This window comes from Bradyrhizobium brasilense, from assembly GCF_029714345.1.
Lineage (GTDB): Bacteria > Pseudomonadota > Alphaproteobacteria > Rhizobiales > Xanthobacteraceae > Bradyrhizobium > Bradyrhizobium australafricanum.
The window spans coordinates 6,623,777-6,641,807 of record NZ_CP121669.1; the positions used below are offsets into that span (position 1 = coordinate 6,623,777).

Sequence of the window (18,031 nt, forward strand, 5' to 3'; positions counted from 1 at the left end):
CGAGAGCTTCAGTTTTGATTGAATCAAAGCTGAAGCTCTCGTTTTTTGTCTTGCCGCGTTTTCTTCACGCGAACCGGTATCCACTTCGCTCGAAAACGCTCTGCACACGCGGCATCATGCCGCGTGTGCCTTTCCGGGGATGGTCGTCTCGCCGTGCTGCGTCAGCGGCTTCATCCCGGTGAGGCTGCGCAGCAGCACATAAAACACCGGCGTCAGGAACAGGCCGAACACCGTGACGCCGATCATGCCGGAGAACACTGCGACGCCCATCGCACGCCGCATCTCCGAGCCCGCGCCGGTCGACAGCACCAGCGGCAGCACGCCCATGATGAACGCCATCGACGTCATCAGGATCGGCCGCAACCGCAGCCGGCTCGCCTCGATCGCGGCACGGATCGGTGACCGCCCGGCGAATTCGAGCTCGCGCGCGAATTCGACGATCAGGATGGCGTTCTTGGCCGACAATCCGACCAGCACGATCAGGCCGATCTGGGTGAAGACGTTGTTGTCGCCCTTCGACAGCCAGACCCCGAACATCGCGGCCAATAGCCCCATCGGCACGATCATGATGATCGAAAGCGGCAGCGCGAGGCTCTCATAGAGCGCGGCGAGCACCAGGAACACCAGGAGGATCGCCAGCGGAAACACCCAGATTCCGGAATTGCCGGCGATGAACTCCTGATAGGTCAGGTCGGTCCATTCGAAGGCAAAGCCGGGCGGCAGCACTTCGGCCGCGATCCGCGTCGCCGCCTCCTGGGCCTGGCCGGAGGAATAGCCCGGCGCGGCAGCCGCGTTGATGTCCGACGACAGGAAGCCGTTGTAGCGGATCGCGCGTTCCGGCCCCGCGCTCTGGCGGACCTTCAGCAAGGCCGACAGCGGCACCATGTCGCCCGACGACGAGCGCACCTTCAGCTGCCTGATGTCGTCGGCACGCGCGCGGAACGGCGCGTCGGCCTGCACATAGACCGAATAGGTGCGGCCGAATTTGTTGAAGTCGTTCACATAGTAGGAGCCGAGATAGATCTGCAGCGTGTTGAAGACCTCCGTGACGGGCACGCCGAGCTGGAGTGCCTTGGTACGGTCGATGTCGGCGAACAGCTGCGGCACGTTGACCTGGAAGCTGGAGAACACGCCGGCGATCTCCGGGGCCTTCTGCATCGCCGCCATGAACGCCTTGGTCGCGTCGTTCAGCGCCTCATAGCCGAGGCCGGCGCGGTCCTCGATCTGCAGCTTGAAGCCGCCGATGGTGCCGAGGCCGTTGACCGGCGGCGGCGGGAACATGGCGATGAAGGCATCCTGGATGCCGGCATATTTCTTGTTGAGCGCCGCCGCGATCGCCGGACCACTGAGCGAGGGATCCTTGCGCTCGTCGAACGGCTTCAAGGTCGAGAAGACGATGCCGGCGTTGGACGAGTTGGTGAAGCCGGAGATCGACAGGCCGGGGAACGCCACCGAGCTTTCGACGCCGGGCTGGGTCAGCGCGATGTCGCTCATCTTGCGGATCACTTCCTCGGTGCGGTCGAGCGTGGCGCCATCGGGCAGCCGGGCAAAGCCGACCAGATACTGCTTGTCCTGGCCCGGCACGAAGCCCGACGGCACCTGCTTGAACAGCACGCCGGTCAGGCCGATCAAGAGCACATAGAGGCCGATCACCACGGCCTTGCCATAGATCACCTTGGTGACGGTGCGGCCGTAGTTCTCGGAGGACTTGGTGAAGACCTTGTTGAAGCCGCGGAAGAACCAGCCGAGCGACCTTTCCATGATCCGGGTCAGCCAGTCCTTCGGCTCGTGATGCCCCTTCAGCAGCAGCGCCGACAGCGCCGGCGACAACGTCAGCGAGTTGATCGCAGATATCACGGTCGAGATCGCGATGGTCAGCGCGAACTGCTTGTAGAACTGTCCGGTGAGGCCGGAGATGAAGGCCAGCGGCACGAACACCGCGATCAGGACCAGCGCGATCGCTATGATCGGGCCGGACACTTCGCGCATCGCCTGGTTGGTGGCATCGCGCGGCGACAGGCCGGACTCGATGTTGCGCTCGACGTTCTCGACCACGACGATGGCGTCGTCGACCACGATGCCGATCGCCAGCACCAGGCCGAACAGACTGAGCGCGTTGATCGAGAAGCCGAACACATGCATCACCGCGAAAGTGCCGACGATCGACACCGGGACCGCGATCAATGGGATGATCGAGGCGCGCCAGGTCTGCAGGAACAGGATCACGACCAGCACGACGAGCGCGACCGCCTCGAGCAGCGTGTGGATGACAGCCTCGATCGACGAACGCACGAATTGGGTCGGATCGTAGACGATCTGGTAGGACACGCCTTCCGGCATGTTCTTCTTGATCTCGGCCATCGTGGCGCGGACATGGTCGGAGATCTCCAGCGCATTCGACCCCGGCGCCTGGAAGATCGGGATCGCGACCGCCTGCTTGTTGTCGAGCAGCGAGCGCAGGCCGTATTCGGAGGCGCCGAGCTCGACCCGCGCGACGTCGCGCAGCCGCACCACTTCGCCGGCCGAACCGGTCTTGACCACGATGTCGCCGAACTGCTCCTCGGTCGACAGCCGTCCCTCGGCGTTGACGGAGAGCTGGAGGTCGATGCCCTTGACGCTGGGCGAGGAGCCGACCACGCCGGCGGCAGCCTCGACGTTCTGGGCCTGGATCGCGCGTACGACGTCGCTCGCGGTCAGCGAATGCTCGGCGGCTTTCTGCGGATCGACCCAGACCCGCATCGAATAGTCGCCGGCGCCATAGAGCTGGACGTCGCCGACGCCGTCGATCCGCGCCAGCCGGTCCTTGACGTTGAGTACCGCGTAGTTGCGCAGATACGTCATGTCATAGCGGTTGTTCGGCGACAGCAGATGCACGACCATGGTGAGGTCGGGCGAGCTCTTCTTGGTGATGATGCCGAGCTGGCGCACCACGGCCGGCAGGCGCGGCTCGGCCTGCTGCACGCGGTTCTGCACCAGTTGGGTCGCCTTGTCGGGGTCGGTGCCGAGCCGGAACGTCACCGTCAGCGTCATCGCGCCGTCGGTGGTCGCCTGGCTCGACATGTAGAGCATGCCTTCGACGCCGTTGATCTGCTCCTCGATCGGGGTCGCGACCGTCTCGGCGATCACCTTCGGATTGGCGCCGGGATAGGTCGCGCGCACCACGACCGACGGCGGCACCACGTCGGGATATTCCGAGATCGGCATCGCCAGCAGCGAGATCAGGCCGGCCAGGAAGATCAGGATCGAAAGCACGCCGGCGAAGATCGGCCGGTCGATGAAGAATTTTGAGAGATTCATGGCTCCGCCCCCCGCGCGCAGCGCCTAGCGCTGCACGACGTGCTGGTTGGTTTCAGTGGATGCCTGCTGCATGCCGCGCGCGCCCATCTCGGCGACTTCCATCTTCAGCAGCGCACCCGGACGCACACGCTGCAGGCCGTTGACGACGATGCGGTCGCCGGATTTCAGGCCGGCGGTGACGATCCGCAGGCCATCGACCGAGCCGCCAAGCGTGATGGAACGATAGACGGCGCGGCTGTCGTCGCCGACCAGCATGACGAACTTCTTGTCCTGGTCGGTGCCGACGGCGCGCTCGTCGATCAGCACCAGCGTCTGCTGCTTGGGCTGGCCCATGCGCACGCGGGCGAATTGCCCCGGGATCAGCCGGCCGTCATCGTTCTTGAACACGGCGCGGACGCGGATGGTGCCGCTCTGCCCGTTGACCTGGTTGTCGATCAGCTGGATGTGCCCCTTGGCGCTGAGGCCGCCCGAGGTCACCATGTCGACCGGAATCTGGTCGAGATTGCCGCGCTTGCCGGAGGCGTCCGCGATCGAGTTCAGTGCACGCAGCACGACCTCCTCGTCGGCATCGAAGCTCGCATAGATCGGATTGACCGAGACCAGCGAGGTCAGGACCGGTGACGAGGTACCCGCGGCGACGAGATTGCCGACGGTGACCTCGATCCTGCCGACCCGGCCGTCGACCGGCGCCCGCACCTCGGTGTAGTCGAGATTGAGCTTGGCCGTCTGCAGCGCGGCCTCGGCGGCCTTGACGTTGGCGACTGCCTCGCGATTGGCATTGTCGCGCTGGTCGAAATCGCGCTTGGTCACGATGTTGTTGCCAACCAGCTGCGCGCCGCGCTCGACTTCGCTCGTCGTGAACACGACGCGGGCCTTGGCGGCCTCGAGCTGCGCCTGGGCGCGATCGACCTCGGCGGCGTAGGGCGCGGGGTCGATCTTGAACAGGATGTCACCGGACTTCACCAGCGCGCCCTCGGTGAAGTTGGTCGAAAGGATCGCGCCGGCCACCCGCGGCCGGAGCTGAACCCGGTCGACGGCTTCGAGCCGGCCCGAGAAGTCATCGAACAGCGTGGTCGGCCGCGGCTGGATCACGGCAACGGTGACCGGGACCGCCGGCTCGGGGGCCGCGGCAGTCGCGGTCGCCTGTGCGGCATGGAAATAGTGGCCGGTCGCGATCGAACCGGCCACCGCGAGGGCGCCAAGGATCACGATACCGCCTACGACACGTCGGAAGCGGCCGGAACGGAGATTTTGGGTTGACGAGGGCATTCACGCGCTCCAGATATCTGTAGTGTTCGCTACAGATGTGGAGCTGGACGCCGGTTCGCAAGATACTTATGTATCAAGCACTATGAATTTCTTATCTCATTCATGGGGAAATGGGAAGTAGCGGAAAAACATCACGTGCAACAAGAGGATAAGCCAGGGACAATCCGTCATAGAAACGGCACCCGGCTTACGGAGCAACGAAAAATGGGAATGGGACGCCCCCGCGCTTTCGACGCGGACGCCGCTTTGGACCAGGCCATGGATGTGTTCTGGCGCCATGGTTACGAGGGCGCGACAATCGCGCAGCTCACCGAGGCGATGAGCATCAATCCGCCGAGCCTCTATGCCGCCTTTGGCAGCAAGGAGGGTCTGCTGAAGGCCGCGCTCGACCGCTACACCGAGAAGCGCGACGCCTGGATGGAAAAGGTTTTGGGCGCCTCCACCGCCCGAGAGGTGGCCGAACGATTTCTGATGGAGCACGCGGACGCCCAGACCGATCCCGCCAACCCGCCCGGCTGCCTGCTGGTCCAGGGCGGCCTTGCCTGCGGCACCGGCTCGGAGAATGTTCCATTTGAACTGGCAGCGCGCCGCGCCCGAACCGAGGACCAGTTGCACGAACGTTTTGTCCGCGCGAAGGCCGAACGCGACCTCGGCGAAAGCGCCGATCCGGCCACCCTTGCCCGCTATCTCTCCGCGGTGACATCAGGCATGTGCGTGATGGCTTCCTCGGGCGCCGACCGCAACGCGCTGCGCGAGATTGCAGCGGTGTCGCTGAAGGCGTTTGATGAGCAGGCGAAGGGGTAGAGCGGTTGAAGGGGTAGAGCGGTTCACGTCAAGCGCCTGCGGCCCCAACGACGTTGGGAGTGACCGGCGATGAAGCATTGGACCGGCTGGCTGCCGGGTCTCACCACGCTGCGTCGATATCAAGCGGCGTGGCTCCCACACGACATCGTCGCCGGGCTGGTGCTCGCGACCATGCTGGTCCCGGTCGGCATCGCCTATGCGGAAGCGTCCGGCCTGCCCGGCATCTACGGGCTCTATGCGACGATCATCCCGCTGCTCGTCTACGCGCTGTTCGGGCCGAGCCGCATCCTTGTCCTTGGGCCGGACTCGGCGCTTGCGGCCATCATCCTCGGCGTCGTCGTTCCGCTGTCTGGCGGCGATCCGATGCGTGCGGCAACCCTGGCCGCCATGATGGCGGTCGTCTCCGGGACGATATGCATCGTCGCGGGCATCGCGCGGCTGGGATTCCTGACCGAGCTTCTCTCCAAGCCGATCCGCTACGGCTACATGAACGGAATAGCCCTGACCGTGCTGATCAGCCAGCTACCCAAGCTGTTCGGCTTTTCCATTGAAGGCGATGGACCTCTGCGCAGCCTCTGGGCGGTCATCGGAGCAATCGTCGATGGAAAGACGAATTGGGCGACCCTCGGGATCGGCCTTGCGACGCTGGCGGTGATCCTGCTGCTCGCCCGGAACAAGCGGTTGCCCAGCATTCTCATTGCCGTCGTCGCCGCGACGGTCGTCACCGGGGTTCTCGATCTCGGGGCACGCTTCGGCGTGACAGTCCTGGGTTCGCTTCCCCAGGGCTTGCCGGGATTCGCCATTCCCCGGATCGGCTATGGCGACATCGTGCAGGTGCTGATCGGCGGCTGCGCCGTCGCACTGGTGTCGTTCGCCGACACGAGCGTGCTGTCGCGCGCCTATGCGGGACGATTGGGCGATCGCGTTGATCCCAACCAGGAGATGGTGGGGCTCGGCGCGGCCAATCTGGCGGCCGGCTTCTTTCAGGGTTTTCCGATCAGCAGCAGCGGATCGCGAACGCCCGTTGCGGAAGCTGCCGGAGCGCGCACGCAATTGACCAGCGTCATCGGCGCGCTGGCCATCGCCTTCCTGCTGCTGATAGCGCCGAATTTGCTGCAGCACTTGCCCAACGCCGCGTTGGCCGCCGTCGTCATCGCCGCTGCGCTCGGCCTGTTTGAGATCGGCGACCTCAGGCGAATCTACCGCATTCAGCAGTGGGAGTTCTGGCTATCGATGGTCTGCTTCGTCGGCGTGGCCGTGCTGGGGGTGATTCCCGGAATAGGCCTCGCCATCGTGCTCGCGATCGTCGAATTCCTGTGGGACGGCTGGCGGCCGCATTCCGCCGTGCTGGGCCGCGCCTCCGGCGTGAAGGGCTATCACGACATCACGCGATACCCGGATGCGCGCCAGATCCCCGGCCTGGTGCTGTTCCGGTGGGATGCGCCGCTGTTCTTTGCCAATGCCGAGTTCTTCAAGGAACGCGCGCTGGATGCGGTGGCAAGATCCCCGACCCCGGTGCGCTGGCTGGTGGTCACGGCCGAGCCGGTCACCAGCGTGGACGTGACCGCCGGCGATGTTCTCGCCGAGCTCGACGAGGCGTTGCACGCACAGAAGATCGAGCTGTGCTTTGCCGAGCTCAAGGACCCCGTCAAGGACAAGCTGAAGAAATTCGGCCTGCTGGCGCAGCTTGGCGAGAACAATTTCTTCCCGACCATCGGCGTTGCCGTTGCGCGCTACCTCGAGATCAATGCTGACGTGACCTGGGAGGACTGGGAAGACCGCGCCGAGGCCTAAGGCGCGATGGATTCAATCGTCATCGCGCTTTAGCACCTTTTGTTTCAGCATGATCTTTTCAGAAAACCGCTTCGCACTTTTCCGGATCATGCTTCCCAGCCGTCCGGGCGCATCACCACATCGTCTGCCGCGCGCGCTCCGGCCATTCCCGATCGTATTTTTCGCCGCCGACCGTGTGCTCGCTCATCTCGTCGAGGATCTGGCCCGGCGTCGGCAACGCCTTCGGGTCGACCCGCTTGTCCGGATTCCAGAGATCGGAGCGCACGATCGCGCGCGCACACTGGAAATAGATCTCCTCCACGTGCATTACGATCACCGTGCGCGGTGCCTTGCCTTCCATCATGAAGGAGGCGAGCAGCTCCGGTTCGGCCGTGACGTAGGCGCGGCCGTTGACGCGCAGCGTGCTGCCCGATCCCGGAATCAGGAACAGCAAGCCGACGCGGGGATCGCGAACGATGTTGCGCAATGAATCGCAGCGATTGTTGCCGCGGCGATCCGGCATCATCAGCGTCTTCGCATCATGGATGCGCACGAAGCCCGGCAGGTCGCCGCGCGGCGAGCAATCGAGCCCTTCGGGGCCTGCGGTCGCAAGCGACACGAACGGCGACTTCTCGATGAGCACACGATAGAGCGGCGTCACGTGATCGGCGACCTTCACGGTCGACGCGTCGTTCGGGAAGCCGTAGATCGCCTCAAGTTGCTCGACCGTTTCGATCACCGACATTCGTGCCGTTCTCCTTTGGTTGCTATTCGTCCCAGCGTTCGCCCTTGATGATGCGGACAAGCTGTCGCGCATGATAGTCGGCGGTGCCGGAATTGACGATGGTGAAATCGGGCATCGACGTGCTCTCGTCGACCGTGCGGGCCAACCGCTGCTCGAGAAGACCGTCGCTGCCGCGCGCCCGCATTGCGAGCCGCGCGGCCAGCACATCCGGCGGCGCCGTGACCAGCACCACGACAGCATTGGCATAGTTGCGGCGCGCCGTGGCGATTACGGTGCGCGAGACGTTCGCGATCACAGTGCGTCCGGCCCCGATATCGTCGTTGATCGACCGCGACAGCGCGTAGCGATGGCCGTGCGCTTCCCAGTGCATGGCGTACTCACCGGCGGCTAGAGCGCGCTGGAAGCTTTCCACGCTGACCTCCTCATTGTCCTCCGACGCCGAGGCCTGACGGGTGATCAGCCGGCGCGGAAACACGACATCGCGATCATCGCCACAGGCCGCCTTGGCGAACCCCAGCAGCGTATCCTTGCCGGCGCCGCTCGGGCCGACCACCAGGATCAGCCGGCCGGGACCGATTCCGGCGCGCCGATCGGCGACGACGGATGCATCGGTCATGCGACCCTCCCTCCTTCGCGCCAGACGCTGCGCACGACAGGCAGATCGCGCGCGACGTGCACGCGGATCAGGTCGGCGCGGCGGCCGACCGCGATCTCGCCGCGGTCGTTGAGCCCGACCGCCTCGGCCGGTGTCTTGGTCACGGTGCGGACGGCGGAGGCGAGATCGATCGCCGGCACATGCCGCGGCAATTGCAGCGCCGCCATCAGCAGGCTGGACGGGATGTAGTCCGACGACAGGATATCGAGCATGCCCTCATTGGCGAGATCGACGGCCGCAATGTTGCCGGAGTGCGAGCCGCCGCGCACCACGTTCGGCGCGCCCATCAGGATGTCGATGCCGGCGGCGTGCAAGCCGCGCGCAGCTTCCATCGTGGTCGGGAACTCCGCGACCGCGACCTTGTCGTTGACGGCGTCGACCACGTTCTCATCCGTGGTGTCGTCATGGCTCGCCAACGGGATCCGGTATTCATGCGCCAGCGCGACGATCGCGCGGGTGTTCGCCACCGCATATTCCTTCTGATAGGCGAAGCGCCGTGCGAACAGCACGTCGAGCTGGGCGTCGGTCATGCCGCCGCCCTTGCCGCGATAGTAGTCGCGCAGCTTGACCTCGTCGCGGAACTGGCGCTGACCCGGCGTGTGGTCCATCAGCGACATCAGCCGCACGTCCGGCCGGTCGATCAGTTCCTTGGCCTCGGCAACCACGTCCGGCATCGGGACCTCGCAGCGCAGATGCAGGAAGTGATCGGCCCGCAGCAGATTCTCCTCCCGCGCCGCCGCAATCGCCGCCGCCAGCACGCCGGCGCGGCCGTCGACATCCTCGGCGCCGTCCTCGCGCCAGACCCGCAGCGAATCCAGCACCGTGGTGATGCCTGAGGTCGCGAGCTGCCCGTCATAGGAGATCACGGCCGCGACCGGATTCCAGAACACCTTCGGCCGCGGCACATAGTGCATCTCGAGATGGTCGGTGTGCAGCTCGATCAGCCCGGGCATCAGGAGGTCGCCGCCGGCATCCTCGGCGGCCTCGGGCGCCCTGCCCTCGCCGAACCCGGCGATCTTGCCATCAGTAATCGCGACCCAGCCCTGCTCGATCACGCGATCGGCGAGGACCAGCCGGGCGTTGCCGATGATGGTGTCTTGCTTGGCGGTCATTTCAAACGGTCCTTCAGGCAGCAGCCGCGAACGAGGTCACATCGACGATGCGGTCGGCGATCAGATGGCGGATTTCGTCGTCATGGACAATCGCGACCATCGCGACGCCCTTGGTCTTTTTTTCCGCGATCAGCTCGACCACCACGGCGCGATTCGCCGCATCGAGCGAAGCGGTCGGCTCGTCCAGCAGCAGGATCGGCAGGTCCGAGATGAAGCCGCGCGCAATGTTGACGCGTTGCTGCTCACCGCCGGAGAAGGTCGAGGGCGGCAAGGTCCACAGCCGCTTCGGAATGTTGAGCCGGCGCAGCAGCTGGCCGGCGCGCGCGCGGGCCTCCTCGCGTGCCACGCCGTTGACGATCAAGGGCTCGGCAACGACGTCGATCGTCGCCACCCGCGGCACGGCGCGCAGGAATTGGCTGACATAGCCGATGGTCGAGCGGCGGATGCTCAGCACCTGGCGCGGCTCGGCGGTGGCAAGGTCGACAACCTTGCCATGATGGCGGATGCCGATCCGGCCGCTGTCGCAGCGGTAGTTGCCGAAGATCATCTTCAGGATGGAGGATTTGCCGGCGCCCGACGGGCCCGACAGCACCACGCACTCACCCGGATCGGCGTGGAACGAGACGCCGCGCACCACGGGCAGCTCGACGCCGCCCTGCAGATGCATGGTGAAGGTCTTCTCGGCGTTGGCAAGTTCGATCATCGCAGTCATTGGCACGCTCATGGCGGAAGAATCGAGGAAACGAGTAGCTGCGTATAGGGCTCGCGCGGATCGTCGAGCACCTGGTCGGTGAGGCCGGTCTCGATGACGCGGCCGCCCTTCATCACCATCACGCGATGCGAGAGCAAGCGCGCCACCGCAAGATCGTGGGTCACGACGATCGCCGCAAGCCCGAGCTCGCTGACGAGGTTGCGCATCAGGTCGAGCAAACGCGCCTGCACCGAGACGTCGAGGCCGCCGGTCGGCTCGTCCATGAACACCAGCCGCGGCTCGGTGACGAGGTTGCGGGCGATCTGCAGCCGCTGCCGCATGCCGCCGGAATAGGTCTTCGGCGCGTCGTCGATGCGGCCGGTATCGATCTCGACCCGCTCCAGCCAGGTCGACGCGGTGTCGCGGATGCGGCCGTAATGATTCCAGCCGACCGCCATCAGCCGCTCGCCGACATTGGCGCCGGCCGAGACGCCCATGCGCAGGCCCTGCGCCGGATCCTGGTGCACGAAGCCCCAGTCGGTGCGGAACAGGAAGCGCCGCTCGGCCTCGCCGAGTTCAGCGAGATCGCGCAGCAGGCCGTCGCGCATCCGATAGCACACCCGGCCGGCGCTCGGCGCGAGCTGCGCCGAGAGCAGCTGCAGCAGCGTCGACTTGCCCGAGCCGGACTCGCCGACGATCGCCAGCACCTCGCCGGGATAGAGCGCGAACGAGACGTCGCGGCAGGCCGCAAGCCGGCCATAGTTCTTGGCAAGCCCCTCGGCCACCAGCAACGGCTCGTCGTTGTCGAGGCTCGAGAGCTCAGACATGGGCCTTCTCCTTGTGCGGCGCTGCGCTCTCGGTGCCGTGATGGCCGGCGGCCTGGCGCTGCTCGCAGAAGTCCGTGTCGGAGCAGACGAACATCCGCCCGCCCCTGTCGTCGGTGACGATCTCGTCGAGATAGGAATTGTCGGCGCCGCACAGCGCGCAGGGCGCGTTGAAGCGGTAGCGCGTGAACGGGTGATCCTCGAAGTCCAGCGACACCACGGTGGTGTAGGGCGGGATCGCGTAAATGCGCTTCTCGCGGCCGGCGCCGAACAGCTGCAACGCCGCGCAATTGTCCATCTTCGGATTGTCGAATTTCGGCGTCGGCGACGGATCCATCACGTAGCGCGCGTTCACCTTCACCGGATAGGCGTAGGCGGTGGCGATATGGCCGAAGCGCGCGATGTCCTCGTAGAGCTTGACGTGCATCAGCCCGTATTCGGCGAGCGCATGCATGCGCCGCGTCTCGGTCTCGCGCGGCTCGAGGAAGCGCAGCGGCTCGGGGATCGGCACCTGATAGACCAGCACCTGCCCGGCATGCAGCGAGGCCTCGGGAATGCGATGCCGGGTCTGGATCACGGTCGCGTCCGTGGTCGAGGTCGTGGTCGCGACACCGGCGGTCTTGCCGAAGAACTTGCGGATCGAGATCGCGTTGGTGGTGTCGTCCGAGCCCTGGTCGATCACCTTCAGCACGTCGTCGGGACCGAGGATCGCGGCCGTCACCTGCACGCCCCCGGTGCCCCAGCCATAGGGCATCGGCATCTCGCGGCTCGCAAACGGCACCTGATAGCCGGGGATCGCGATCGCCTTGAGGATCGCGCGGCGGATCATCCGCTTGGTCTGCTCGTCGAGATAGGCGAAGTTGTACGTCGGCGCGTTCATTCCGCGGCCTCCTGCAGTTCGAGGGCCTGATTGGCCTCGGCGAATTCCTGCCGCAGCTTGCGCAAGAGACCGAGCTCGGACTGGAAGTCGACATAGTGCGGCAACTTGAGATGCTCGACGAAGCCGGTCGACTGGACATTGTCGGAGTGCGACATCACGAACTCCTCGTCCTGTGCCGGCGCCGCCGCCTCCTCGCCGAGCTCGCGTGCACGCAGCGCGCGATCGACCAGCGCCATCGACATCGTCTTGCGCTCGCTCTGCCCGAAGGCGAGGCCATAGCCGCGGGTGAAGCACGGCGCCTCGGTCGTCGAGCCCTTGAACTGGTTGACCATCTGGCACTCGGTCAATTCGATCGAGCCGAGCGGCACGGCAAAGCCCGCGTCCTCGGCGAAGAACTCGACCTCGACCTCGCCGAAGCGGATCTCGCCGGCGAACGGGTGATTGCGGCCGTAGCCGCGCTGCGTCGAGTAGCCGAGCGCGAGCAGGAAGCCCTCGTCGCCGCGCGCCAGATTCTGCAGCCGCAAATCGCGGTCGGCCGGAAAGCTCAGCGGCTCGCGCGTGAGGTCGCCGACCGGCGTGTCGCTATCTGCCTGCGGCGAGGATTCGATCAGGCCATCGCGGCCGAGAATGTCGGTCACCCGCGGCGTGGCGGCCTGCGAGGCGTCCGCGGTCGCCGGCTGCTCCGGCACAAAGCCTTCCGCGAGCTGCGGATCGAGCAGGCGATGGGTGTAGTCGAAGGTCGGCCCCAGGATCTGGCCGCCTGGAACGTCCTTGAAGGTCGAGGAGATCCGCCGCCGCACCTGCATCTCGCCGGTGTTGACCGGCTCGGTGGCGCCAAAGCGCGGCAGCGTGGCGCGGAAGGCGCGGACCAGGAAGATCGCCTCGATCATGTCGCCGCGCGCCTGCTTGATCGCGAGCGCCGCGAGCTCGCGATCGTAGAGCGAACCTTCGGTCATCACGCGATCGACACCAAGCGCGAGCTGCTCGGAAATCTGTGCCAGCGTCACCTCAGGCACCTCGCGGTCGCCGCGCCGCTCATGCGCGAGCAGCCGATGGGCGTTCTCGATGGCGCGCTCGCCTCCCTTGACGGCTACATACATCGCTCACACTCCGCTTGCGATCAGCCGCGTGGTGCGCGGGATCGCCACAATGGCATCGTCATGGACCAGTACGACATCGATGCCGCGCGGGAACAGGGCTTCGTTGATCGCAAGCCGCTGGAACAGGTCGCGCGGCTTGATCATCGCCTGCAGCACGGCGCTGCCGTCGATGCCGGGTCCTTTCAGCTCGAAGGCCGGCCCCTGCGACAGGCTGTCGACCTGCAGGATCAGTGTGGTCGACCGGTCAGGATATTCGCTGCTGCCGAATGCGAAGCGATCGAACGCCGGCAGGCTCGCGGCATCGCCGATCAAAGCGAAGCTCGCGATCGAGGAATCGGTGATCACCGGCGCGCTGGCGTGAAACTTCAGCCAGCGGGCGACGTCCGGCGTTGCCGACATCGCGGCGTCGAGCCAGATCGGTGTGTCGTGATCGAACAGCGTCAGCGCGATCGCGGCCGAGCCGCGCATCATGCCGGCCGGCGTTCCGACGTCAGCGGCGACGCGCTGCACGCTGCCCGGGCGCGCCATCGCATCCATCACGGAACGGAAAGTCGACTGCGCCGACAGCACCTTGTCGGCAAAGCCCGCGGGCATTTCGGCAATCGTCGTCATTGCATCATCCCTCACCGCGCACCATCGTGTAGAAATCAACCCGCGTCGCCGCGGTCTCAGCGGCCTTGCGGCCGCGTTCGGCGTTCATGGCGACGCGCAGCGGCGCAATCACCTTGGCCTCCACCTCGCCGGACAGTTCCGCCGACTGCACCATGGCGTCGCACAGCGCGATCATCTGCGCCTTCCGCGCGTCGCGGCCGAGCGTGTAGCCGAAGCCGACCTCGCCGGTCGCAAGCCGCACCGCCGCGCGCGACACCGTCGCCTCGCCGAGATTGAACGGCGCACCGTCGCCGCCGATCCGCCCACGCAGCATCACAAGGCCGTTTTCCGGCTCGCGCAGGTTCTCATGCGCGGGCAGCGCGATCGCCGCCAGCCTGCCTGCGATGTCCGTAGCGGCGGCGTGCGCCAGCACCGTCATCGCGGCCTTGCGCTGGGCCTGTTTGCTGTTTGGTCCGGTCGAACTCATGGTCGAACTCATGGGCAAACCTTTGGGCAACCTTGCTTGCATCAAGTTGTCTATGATACTAGACAACTTGATAGCGGAGCGCCATGACTGTTTCGTGACAAACCAAAGATTTCTGGTATCACCGCGCCATGAGCATGCAGGAAAGTTCCGGCGTCGCCTTGTGGCGGCAGGTCGCCGACGGCATCGAGCGCGGCATCGCTGACGGTCGCTTCGCCGCCGGCGAAAAGCTGCCCGGCGAGATGGAGATCGCCGAGACGTACCGGGTCAACCGCCACACCGTGCGGCGGGCGCTCGCCGCATTGGCCGAGCGCGGCCTGGTGCGCGCGGAACGCGGCAGCGGCACCTATGTCGAAGCCCAGCGCCTCGCCTATCCCTTGCGCTCACGCACGCGGTTTTCCGAGATCGTCGGCGCCGGCGGCCACGAGCCGCGCGGCCAGCTGATCGATGCGAGCAGCGACACCGCCAATCGCGAGATCGCGCGCGAGCTCGGCCTGAAGATCGGTGCGCCGCTGATCCGGATCGAAGCGGTGCGGCTCGCCGACCGGACGCCGATCTGCGTCTCCACCACCTGGCTGTCGGCCGAGCGGTTTCCCGATGCCGGCAGCGTGTTCGCCAACGTCCGCTCGATGACGAAGCTGCTCGGGCATTACGGCGTCAAGGACTACCACCGCGCCTCGACCCGGATCACCGCGGCGATCGTCGATGCGACCGACGCCGCGCGGCTCGACCTGCCGCTGGGACGGCCGGTGCTGGTGGTCGACGCCACCGACGTCGACATGCTGGACCAGCCGCTGGTGACCAAGCGCTCGCGCTTCGCCGCCGAGCGCGTGGAGTTTCTGGTCGAGAACGGTTGATCTTTCTCTGCTCCCTCGCCCCGCTCTTGCGGGGAGAGGGTCGGGGTGAGGGGCTGTCTCCGCGAATCCTGGAAGCTGTGAGTACGCCGAGAGTCCCCTCACCCGGAATTTGCGCTACGCGAAAACTCCGGCCTCTCCCCGCGCGCGGGGAGAGGCGAAAGAGAAGCTACACCACCGCCCTTTGCCCGATGATGGCAAAGCGCAGCTTGCTCGAGATGAAGTCGATCGCGGCAACCGCGATCAGGATCATCAGGATCAGGAACGACACCTTCTGCCATTCCAGCACGCGGATCTGTTCGGCAAGCTGCAAGCCGATGCCGCCCGCGCCGACGATGCCGATGATGGTGGCCGAGCGGGTATTCGACTCGATGAAGTAGAGCACCTGCCCGGCGATCACGGGCAACACCTGCGGCAGCAGGCCGAAGCGGATCTCGTGCAGCGCGTTGCCGCCGGACGCGCGGATGCCCTCGACCTGCTTGCGATCTGCGGCCTCGATCGCCTCGGAGAACAGCTTTCCGAACGCGCCGAAGTCCGACACCATGATCGCCAGCACGCCGGCAAACGGGCCGAGGCCGACGACGTTGATCCAGACCAGCGCCCAGATCAGCGTATCGACGCCGCGGATCGAATCCAGGAAGCGGCGCACCGGAAAGCGGATCAGGTTCGAGGGGATGATGTTGCGCGCCGCCAGCAGGCTGACCGGGAGCGCCAAAACCGCGGCAAGCGTGGTGCCGAGCACCGCGATCGACAGCGTCTCGCCGAGCGCCTGCATGTAGAGCGGGAACGACGAGCCCGGATTCGGCGGGAGCATCAGCATGGTGATCCAGCCGAGCTGGCCGAGGCCCGCGATCAGCCTGGACGGCGAGAAATCGAGATCAACCAATCCGAACACGAAGATCGCGAGCGCCGCCACGATCATGGCCGGCATCGCCAACCGTGCCGATGCGGGACGTTCGAAGACGCCGGGGTACTTCGCGCGCAGTTCCGCGGTGTCCGGCCTCGGCATCTGGCTCATCGACGGGTCTCCTTGCCGAACAGCCGGCCGCGCAGCCAGCCGGTCGAGATGTCGATGATGAAGACGGTGACGATGATGGTGATGAGGATGGCGCTGACGTCGGAATAGTAGAACTTGCGGATCGCGACCACCAGCTCCTGGCCGATGCCGCCGGCGCCGACGAAGCCCATCACCGACGCCTCGCGGACGTTGATCTCGAAGCGCAGCAGCGCATAGCTGGCATAGCCGGCCGAGACCTGCGGCAGCACGGCAAAGCGCATGCAGGACAGCCAGCTCGCGCCGGTGGAGCGGATGCCCTCGACCGGCTTCATGTCGGCATTCTCGACGATCTCGGCGAACAGCTTGCCGAGCGCCCCGGTGGTGTGGATCGCGATCGCCAGCACGCCGGCCATCGGCCCGAGGCCGAACGCGATCACGAAGATCAGCGCGAACACGATGCCGGGGACGGTGCGGGCGAATTCCAGCAGGCGGCGGATCGTGAAACGTACCCACGGGCCGGGCGAGGTATTCTGGGCCGCGAAGAAATTGAGTGCGAAGGCGAGCACCGCACCCGTCAGCGTGCCGACATAGCTGATCAGGATCGTCTCGCCGAGCATCTTCAGCCACTTATGCCAACCCCAGAACCATTCGGCGGGATCGGTCCAGACCCGCGCGCCGGAATCCAGCGTCAGGATGCGATCGAAATAGCTGACGAAATTGCCGAAATAGGTGAACAGCGTGCGCAGGTTCACTTCCGCGCCGAACGCCGCGATCACCAGCACCGCACAGAATGCCGCCGTCGCCAGCGCGGCCTTCAACCGCTTGCGTGCGACGGACTTGCGGTAGGCGTCCTCCAGCGTCGCCAGTTGCTGCGCTGGAAGAATGGATACGGCGGTCGCCATCGACGCGTGCCAGTCCGGTTCGGAGTTGAGTGGAGAGAAAGGGCCGGGCTATACGCCCGGCCCTCGTGACGTCAGGCGTGCGATCAGCTCGCCTTCTTGCGCAAACCGTCGACGAACTTGATCAGCTCGATGGTGCCGTCCCAATCCTTGGTGGTGGCGGGATGGAAGCCCTTCTTCTGACCGTCCGACAGACGGTCGAAGGCGGCCTTGTCCTTGGTCGGCGCGTCGAAGAAGGCCTTTGCGATCGCAGCCTTCAGGTCCTCCGGAAGATCGGTGTTGTACGCATAGGGGCCGTTGATGATCAGCGCCGACTTGTGGATGATGCGGAAATCATCCTTCTTCATCGCCGAGCCGTCGGCATTCTTCAGCATGCCCTTGGTCAGCATCTGGGCGAGCGTGGAATCGTCCTCGTTGGTCCACTGGTTGGCGGCCACATCAACGGTTCCCTGCGACAGCGCCAGGACGGCGTTCTCGTGGCTGCCGGTGAACACGACCTTGCCGAAAAAGCCTTCGGCGTTCGCGATGCCCATCTTGTTGAGTTCGAAGCGCGGCACGTTGTTGCCGGACGTCGAGTTCGGATCGACCAGGCCGAGATTCTTGCCTTTCAGGTCCTCGACGGTCTTGTACGGGCTCGACGCCTTGACGAAGAACACCGAGTAATAGCCGGTCGAACCGTCGGCGTTCATATCGTTGGCGAACGCGTCGGTCTTGACGCCGGTCAGGCGCGCGCGCGAGAACGAGGCCGAGCCGTAGCTGGCGATCTGGATGTTGCCGGCGCGCTGGCCTTCGATGACGGCCGCGTAGTCGTTGGCGATGCGCAGTGTGACCTTCACGCCGAGCTCCTTCGACAGATACGCCACGAACGGCGTCCAGCGCTCGGTGACGCCGGAGGCGTTTTCGGCCGGCACCACCGCGAAGGTGAGCTCCGGATACTTTGCCTTCCAGTCCTGCGCGGAGGCCGAACCGGCAAATGCCAGCGCGGCGGCGCCAGCCAGAATGATGCGACGAGTGAACATGACTACCCCTCTTTTGTTGTAGTTGCACCTGTTGGCC

General features: G+C 65.7%; 17 protein-coding genes. 3 read left to right on the forward strand and 14 right to left on the reverse strand.

What is annotated here, in order from left to right:
* Positions 1-114: 114 nt before the first annotated feature.
* Both QA635_RS30940 and QA635_RS30945 read right to left on the reverse strand, forming a co-directional pair.
* Positions 115-3,297 carry an efflux RND transporter permease subunit gene (locus tag QA635_RS30940; protein ID WP_076828993.1) on the reverse strand — a complete coding sequence of 1,061 codons (3,183 nt, stop codon included), beginning with the start codon at positions 3,295-3,297 and terminating at the stop codon, positions 115-117.
* 24 nt (positions 3,298-3,321) lie between these two features.
* Positions 3,322-4,566 carry an efflux RND transporter periplasmic adaptor subunit gene (locus QA635_RS30945; RefSeq protein WP_283063381.1) on the reverse strand — a complete coding sequence of 415 codons (1,245 nt, stop codon included), beginning with the start codon at positions 4,564-4,566 and terminating at the stop codon, positions 3,322-3,324.
* Between the two features lie 204 nt (positions 4,567-4,770).
* On the opposite strand from QA635_RS30945, the gene QA635_RS30950 reads away from it, so the two are divergent.
* Together QA635_RS30950 and QA635_RS30955 are read left to right on the forward strand one after the other, a co-directional pair.
* On the forward strand, positions 4,771-5,370 hold the full coding sequence (locus tag QA635_RS30950) for a TetR/AcrR family transcriptional regulator (RefSeq protein ID WP_283071923.1): 600 nt from the start codon (positions 4,771-4,773) through the stop codon (positions 5,368-5,370).
* A gap of 69 nt (positions 5,371-5,439) precedes the next feature.
* Positions 5,440-7,164, forward strand: a complete 1,725-nt coding sequence (locus QA635_RS30955; RefSeq protein WP_283063382.1) for a SulP family inorganic anion transporter — start codon at positions 5,440-5,442, stop codon at positions 7,162-7,164.
* Positions 7,165-7,276: 112 nt separating this feature from the next.
* Here QA635_RS30955 and QA635_RS30960 read toward each other — a convergent pair whose 3' ends face one another.
* From QA635_RS30960 to phnG, 9 genes are read right to left on the reverse strand one after another with little or no spacing between them, the layout of a single operon-like run.
* Positions 7,277-7,888, reverse strand: coding sequence for a pyridoxamine 5'-phosphate oxidase family protein (locus QA635_RS30960; protein ID WP_283063384.1), 612 nt, complete (start codon positions 7,886-7,888; stop codon positions 7,277-7,279).
* A 22-nt stretch (positions 7,889-7,910) separates the two neighbouring features.
* Positions 7,911-8,504, reverse strand: a complete 594-nt coding sequence (phnN, locus tag QA635_RS30965) for a phosphonate metabolism protein/1,5-bisphosphokinase (PRPP-forming) PhnN (protein WP_283063386.1) — start codon at positions 8,502-8,504, stop codon at positions 7,911-7,913.
* The gene (locus QA635_RS30970) at positions 8,501-9,655 is read right to left on the reverse strand and encodes an alpha-D-ribose 1-methylphosphonate 5-triphosphate diphosphatase (protein ID WP_283063388.1); all 1,155 of its coding nucleotides are present in this window, start codon (positions 9,653-9,655) and stop codon (positions 8,501-8,503) included. Before QA635_RS30970 ends, phnN begins: the two co-directional genes overlap by 4 nt.
* Positions 9,656-9,668: 13 nt before the next feature.
* On the reverse strand, positions 9,669-10,367 hold the full coding sequence (gene phnL, locus QA635_RS30975) for a phosphonate C-P lyase system protein PhnL (protein ID WP_283063390.1): 699 nt from the start codon (positions 10,365-10,367) through the stop codon (positions 9,669-9,671).
* A gap of 8 nt (positions 10,368-10,375) precedes the next feature.
* A complete protein-coding gene (gene phnK / locus QA635_RS30980; protein WP_283063391.1) occupies positions 10,376-11,173 on the reverse strand; it encodes a phosphonate C-P lyase system protein PhnK in 798 nt (265 codons plus the stop codon).
* Positions 11,166-12,050: an alpha-D-ribose 1-methylphosphonate 5-phosphate C-P-lyase PhnJ gene (locus QA635_RS30985; RefSeq protein WP_212053935.1), complete on the reverse strand. Its 885-nt coding sequence runs from the start codon at positions 12,048-12,050 to the stop codon at positions 11,166-11,168. Before QA635_RS30985 ends, phnK begins: the two co-directional genes overlap by 8 nt.
* Positions 12,047-13,150, reverse strand: coding sequence for a carbon-phosphorus lyase complex subunit (locus QA635_RS30990; RefSeq protein WP_283063393.1), 1,104 nt, complete (start codon positions 13,148-13,150; stop codon positions 12,047-12,049). Before QA635_RS30990 ends, QA635_RS30985 begins: the two co-directional genes overlap by 4 nt.
* A gap of 3 nt (positions 13,151-13,153) precedes the next feature.
* Positions 13,154-13,762, reverse strand: a complete 609-nt coding sequence (phnH, locus tag QA635_RS30995) for a phosphonate C-P lyase system protein PhnH (protein ID WP_283063394.1) — start codon at positions 13,760-13,762, stop codon at positions 13,154-13,156.
* A 4-nt stretch (positions 13,763-13,766) separates the two neighbouring features.
* Entirely contained in the window at positions 13,767-14,228 is a 462-nt protein-coding gene (gene phnG, locus QA635_RS31000) for a phosphonate C-P lyase system protein PhnG (protein ID WP_283063396.1), read from the reverse strand.
* Between the two features lie 128 nt (positions 14,229-14,356).
* Here phnG and phnF point away from each other — a divergent pair, with 128 nt between their 5' ends.
* Positions 14,357-15,082 carry a phosphonate metabolism transcriptional regulator PhnF gene (gene phnF / locus QA635_RS31005; protein ID WP_028334541.1) on the forward strand — a complete coding sequence of 242 codons (726 nt, stop codon included), beginning with the start codon at positions 14,357-14,359 and terminating at the stop codon, positions 15,080-15,082.
* A 166-nt stretch (positions 15,083-15,248) separates the two neighbouring features.
* On the opposite strand, the gene phnE (QA635_RS31010) is transcribed toward phnF, so the two are convergent.
* The 3 genes from phnE (QA635_RS31010) to phnD all read right to left on the reverse strand — a co-directional run bounded on the left by phnE (QA635_RS31010) (position 15,249) and on the right by phnD (position 17,994).
* Positions 15,249-16,097, reverse strand: coding sequence for a phosphonate ABC transporter, permease protein PhnE (gene phnE / locus QA635_RS31010; protein WP_283063398.1), 849 nt, complete (start codon positions 16,095-16,097; stop codon positions 15,249-15,251).
* Positions 16,094-16,978 (reverse strand): phosphonate ABC transporter, permease protein PhnE, encoded by an 885-nt coding sequence (gene phnE / locus QA635_RS31015; protein WP_050387861.1) that lies wholly within the window; start codon positions 16,976-16,978, stop codon positions 16,094-16,096. Before phnE (QA635_RS31015) ends, phnE (QA635_RS31010) begins: the two co-directional genes overlap by 4 nt.
* Positions 16,979-17,061: 83 nt before the next feature.
* A complete protein-coding gene (gene phnD, locus QA635_RS31020) occupies positions 17,062-17,994 on the reverse strand; it encodes a phosphonate ABC transporter substrate-binding protein (protein WP_057018814.1) in 933 nt (310 codons plus the stop codon).
* Between the last annotated feature and the right edge of the window lie 37 nt (positions 17,995-18,031).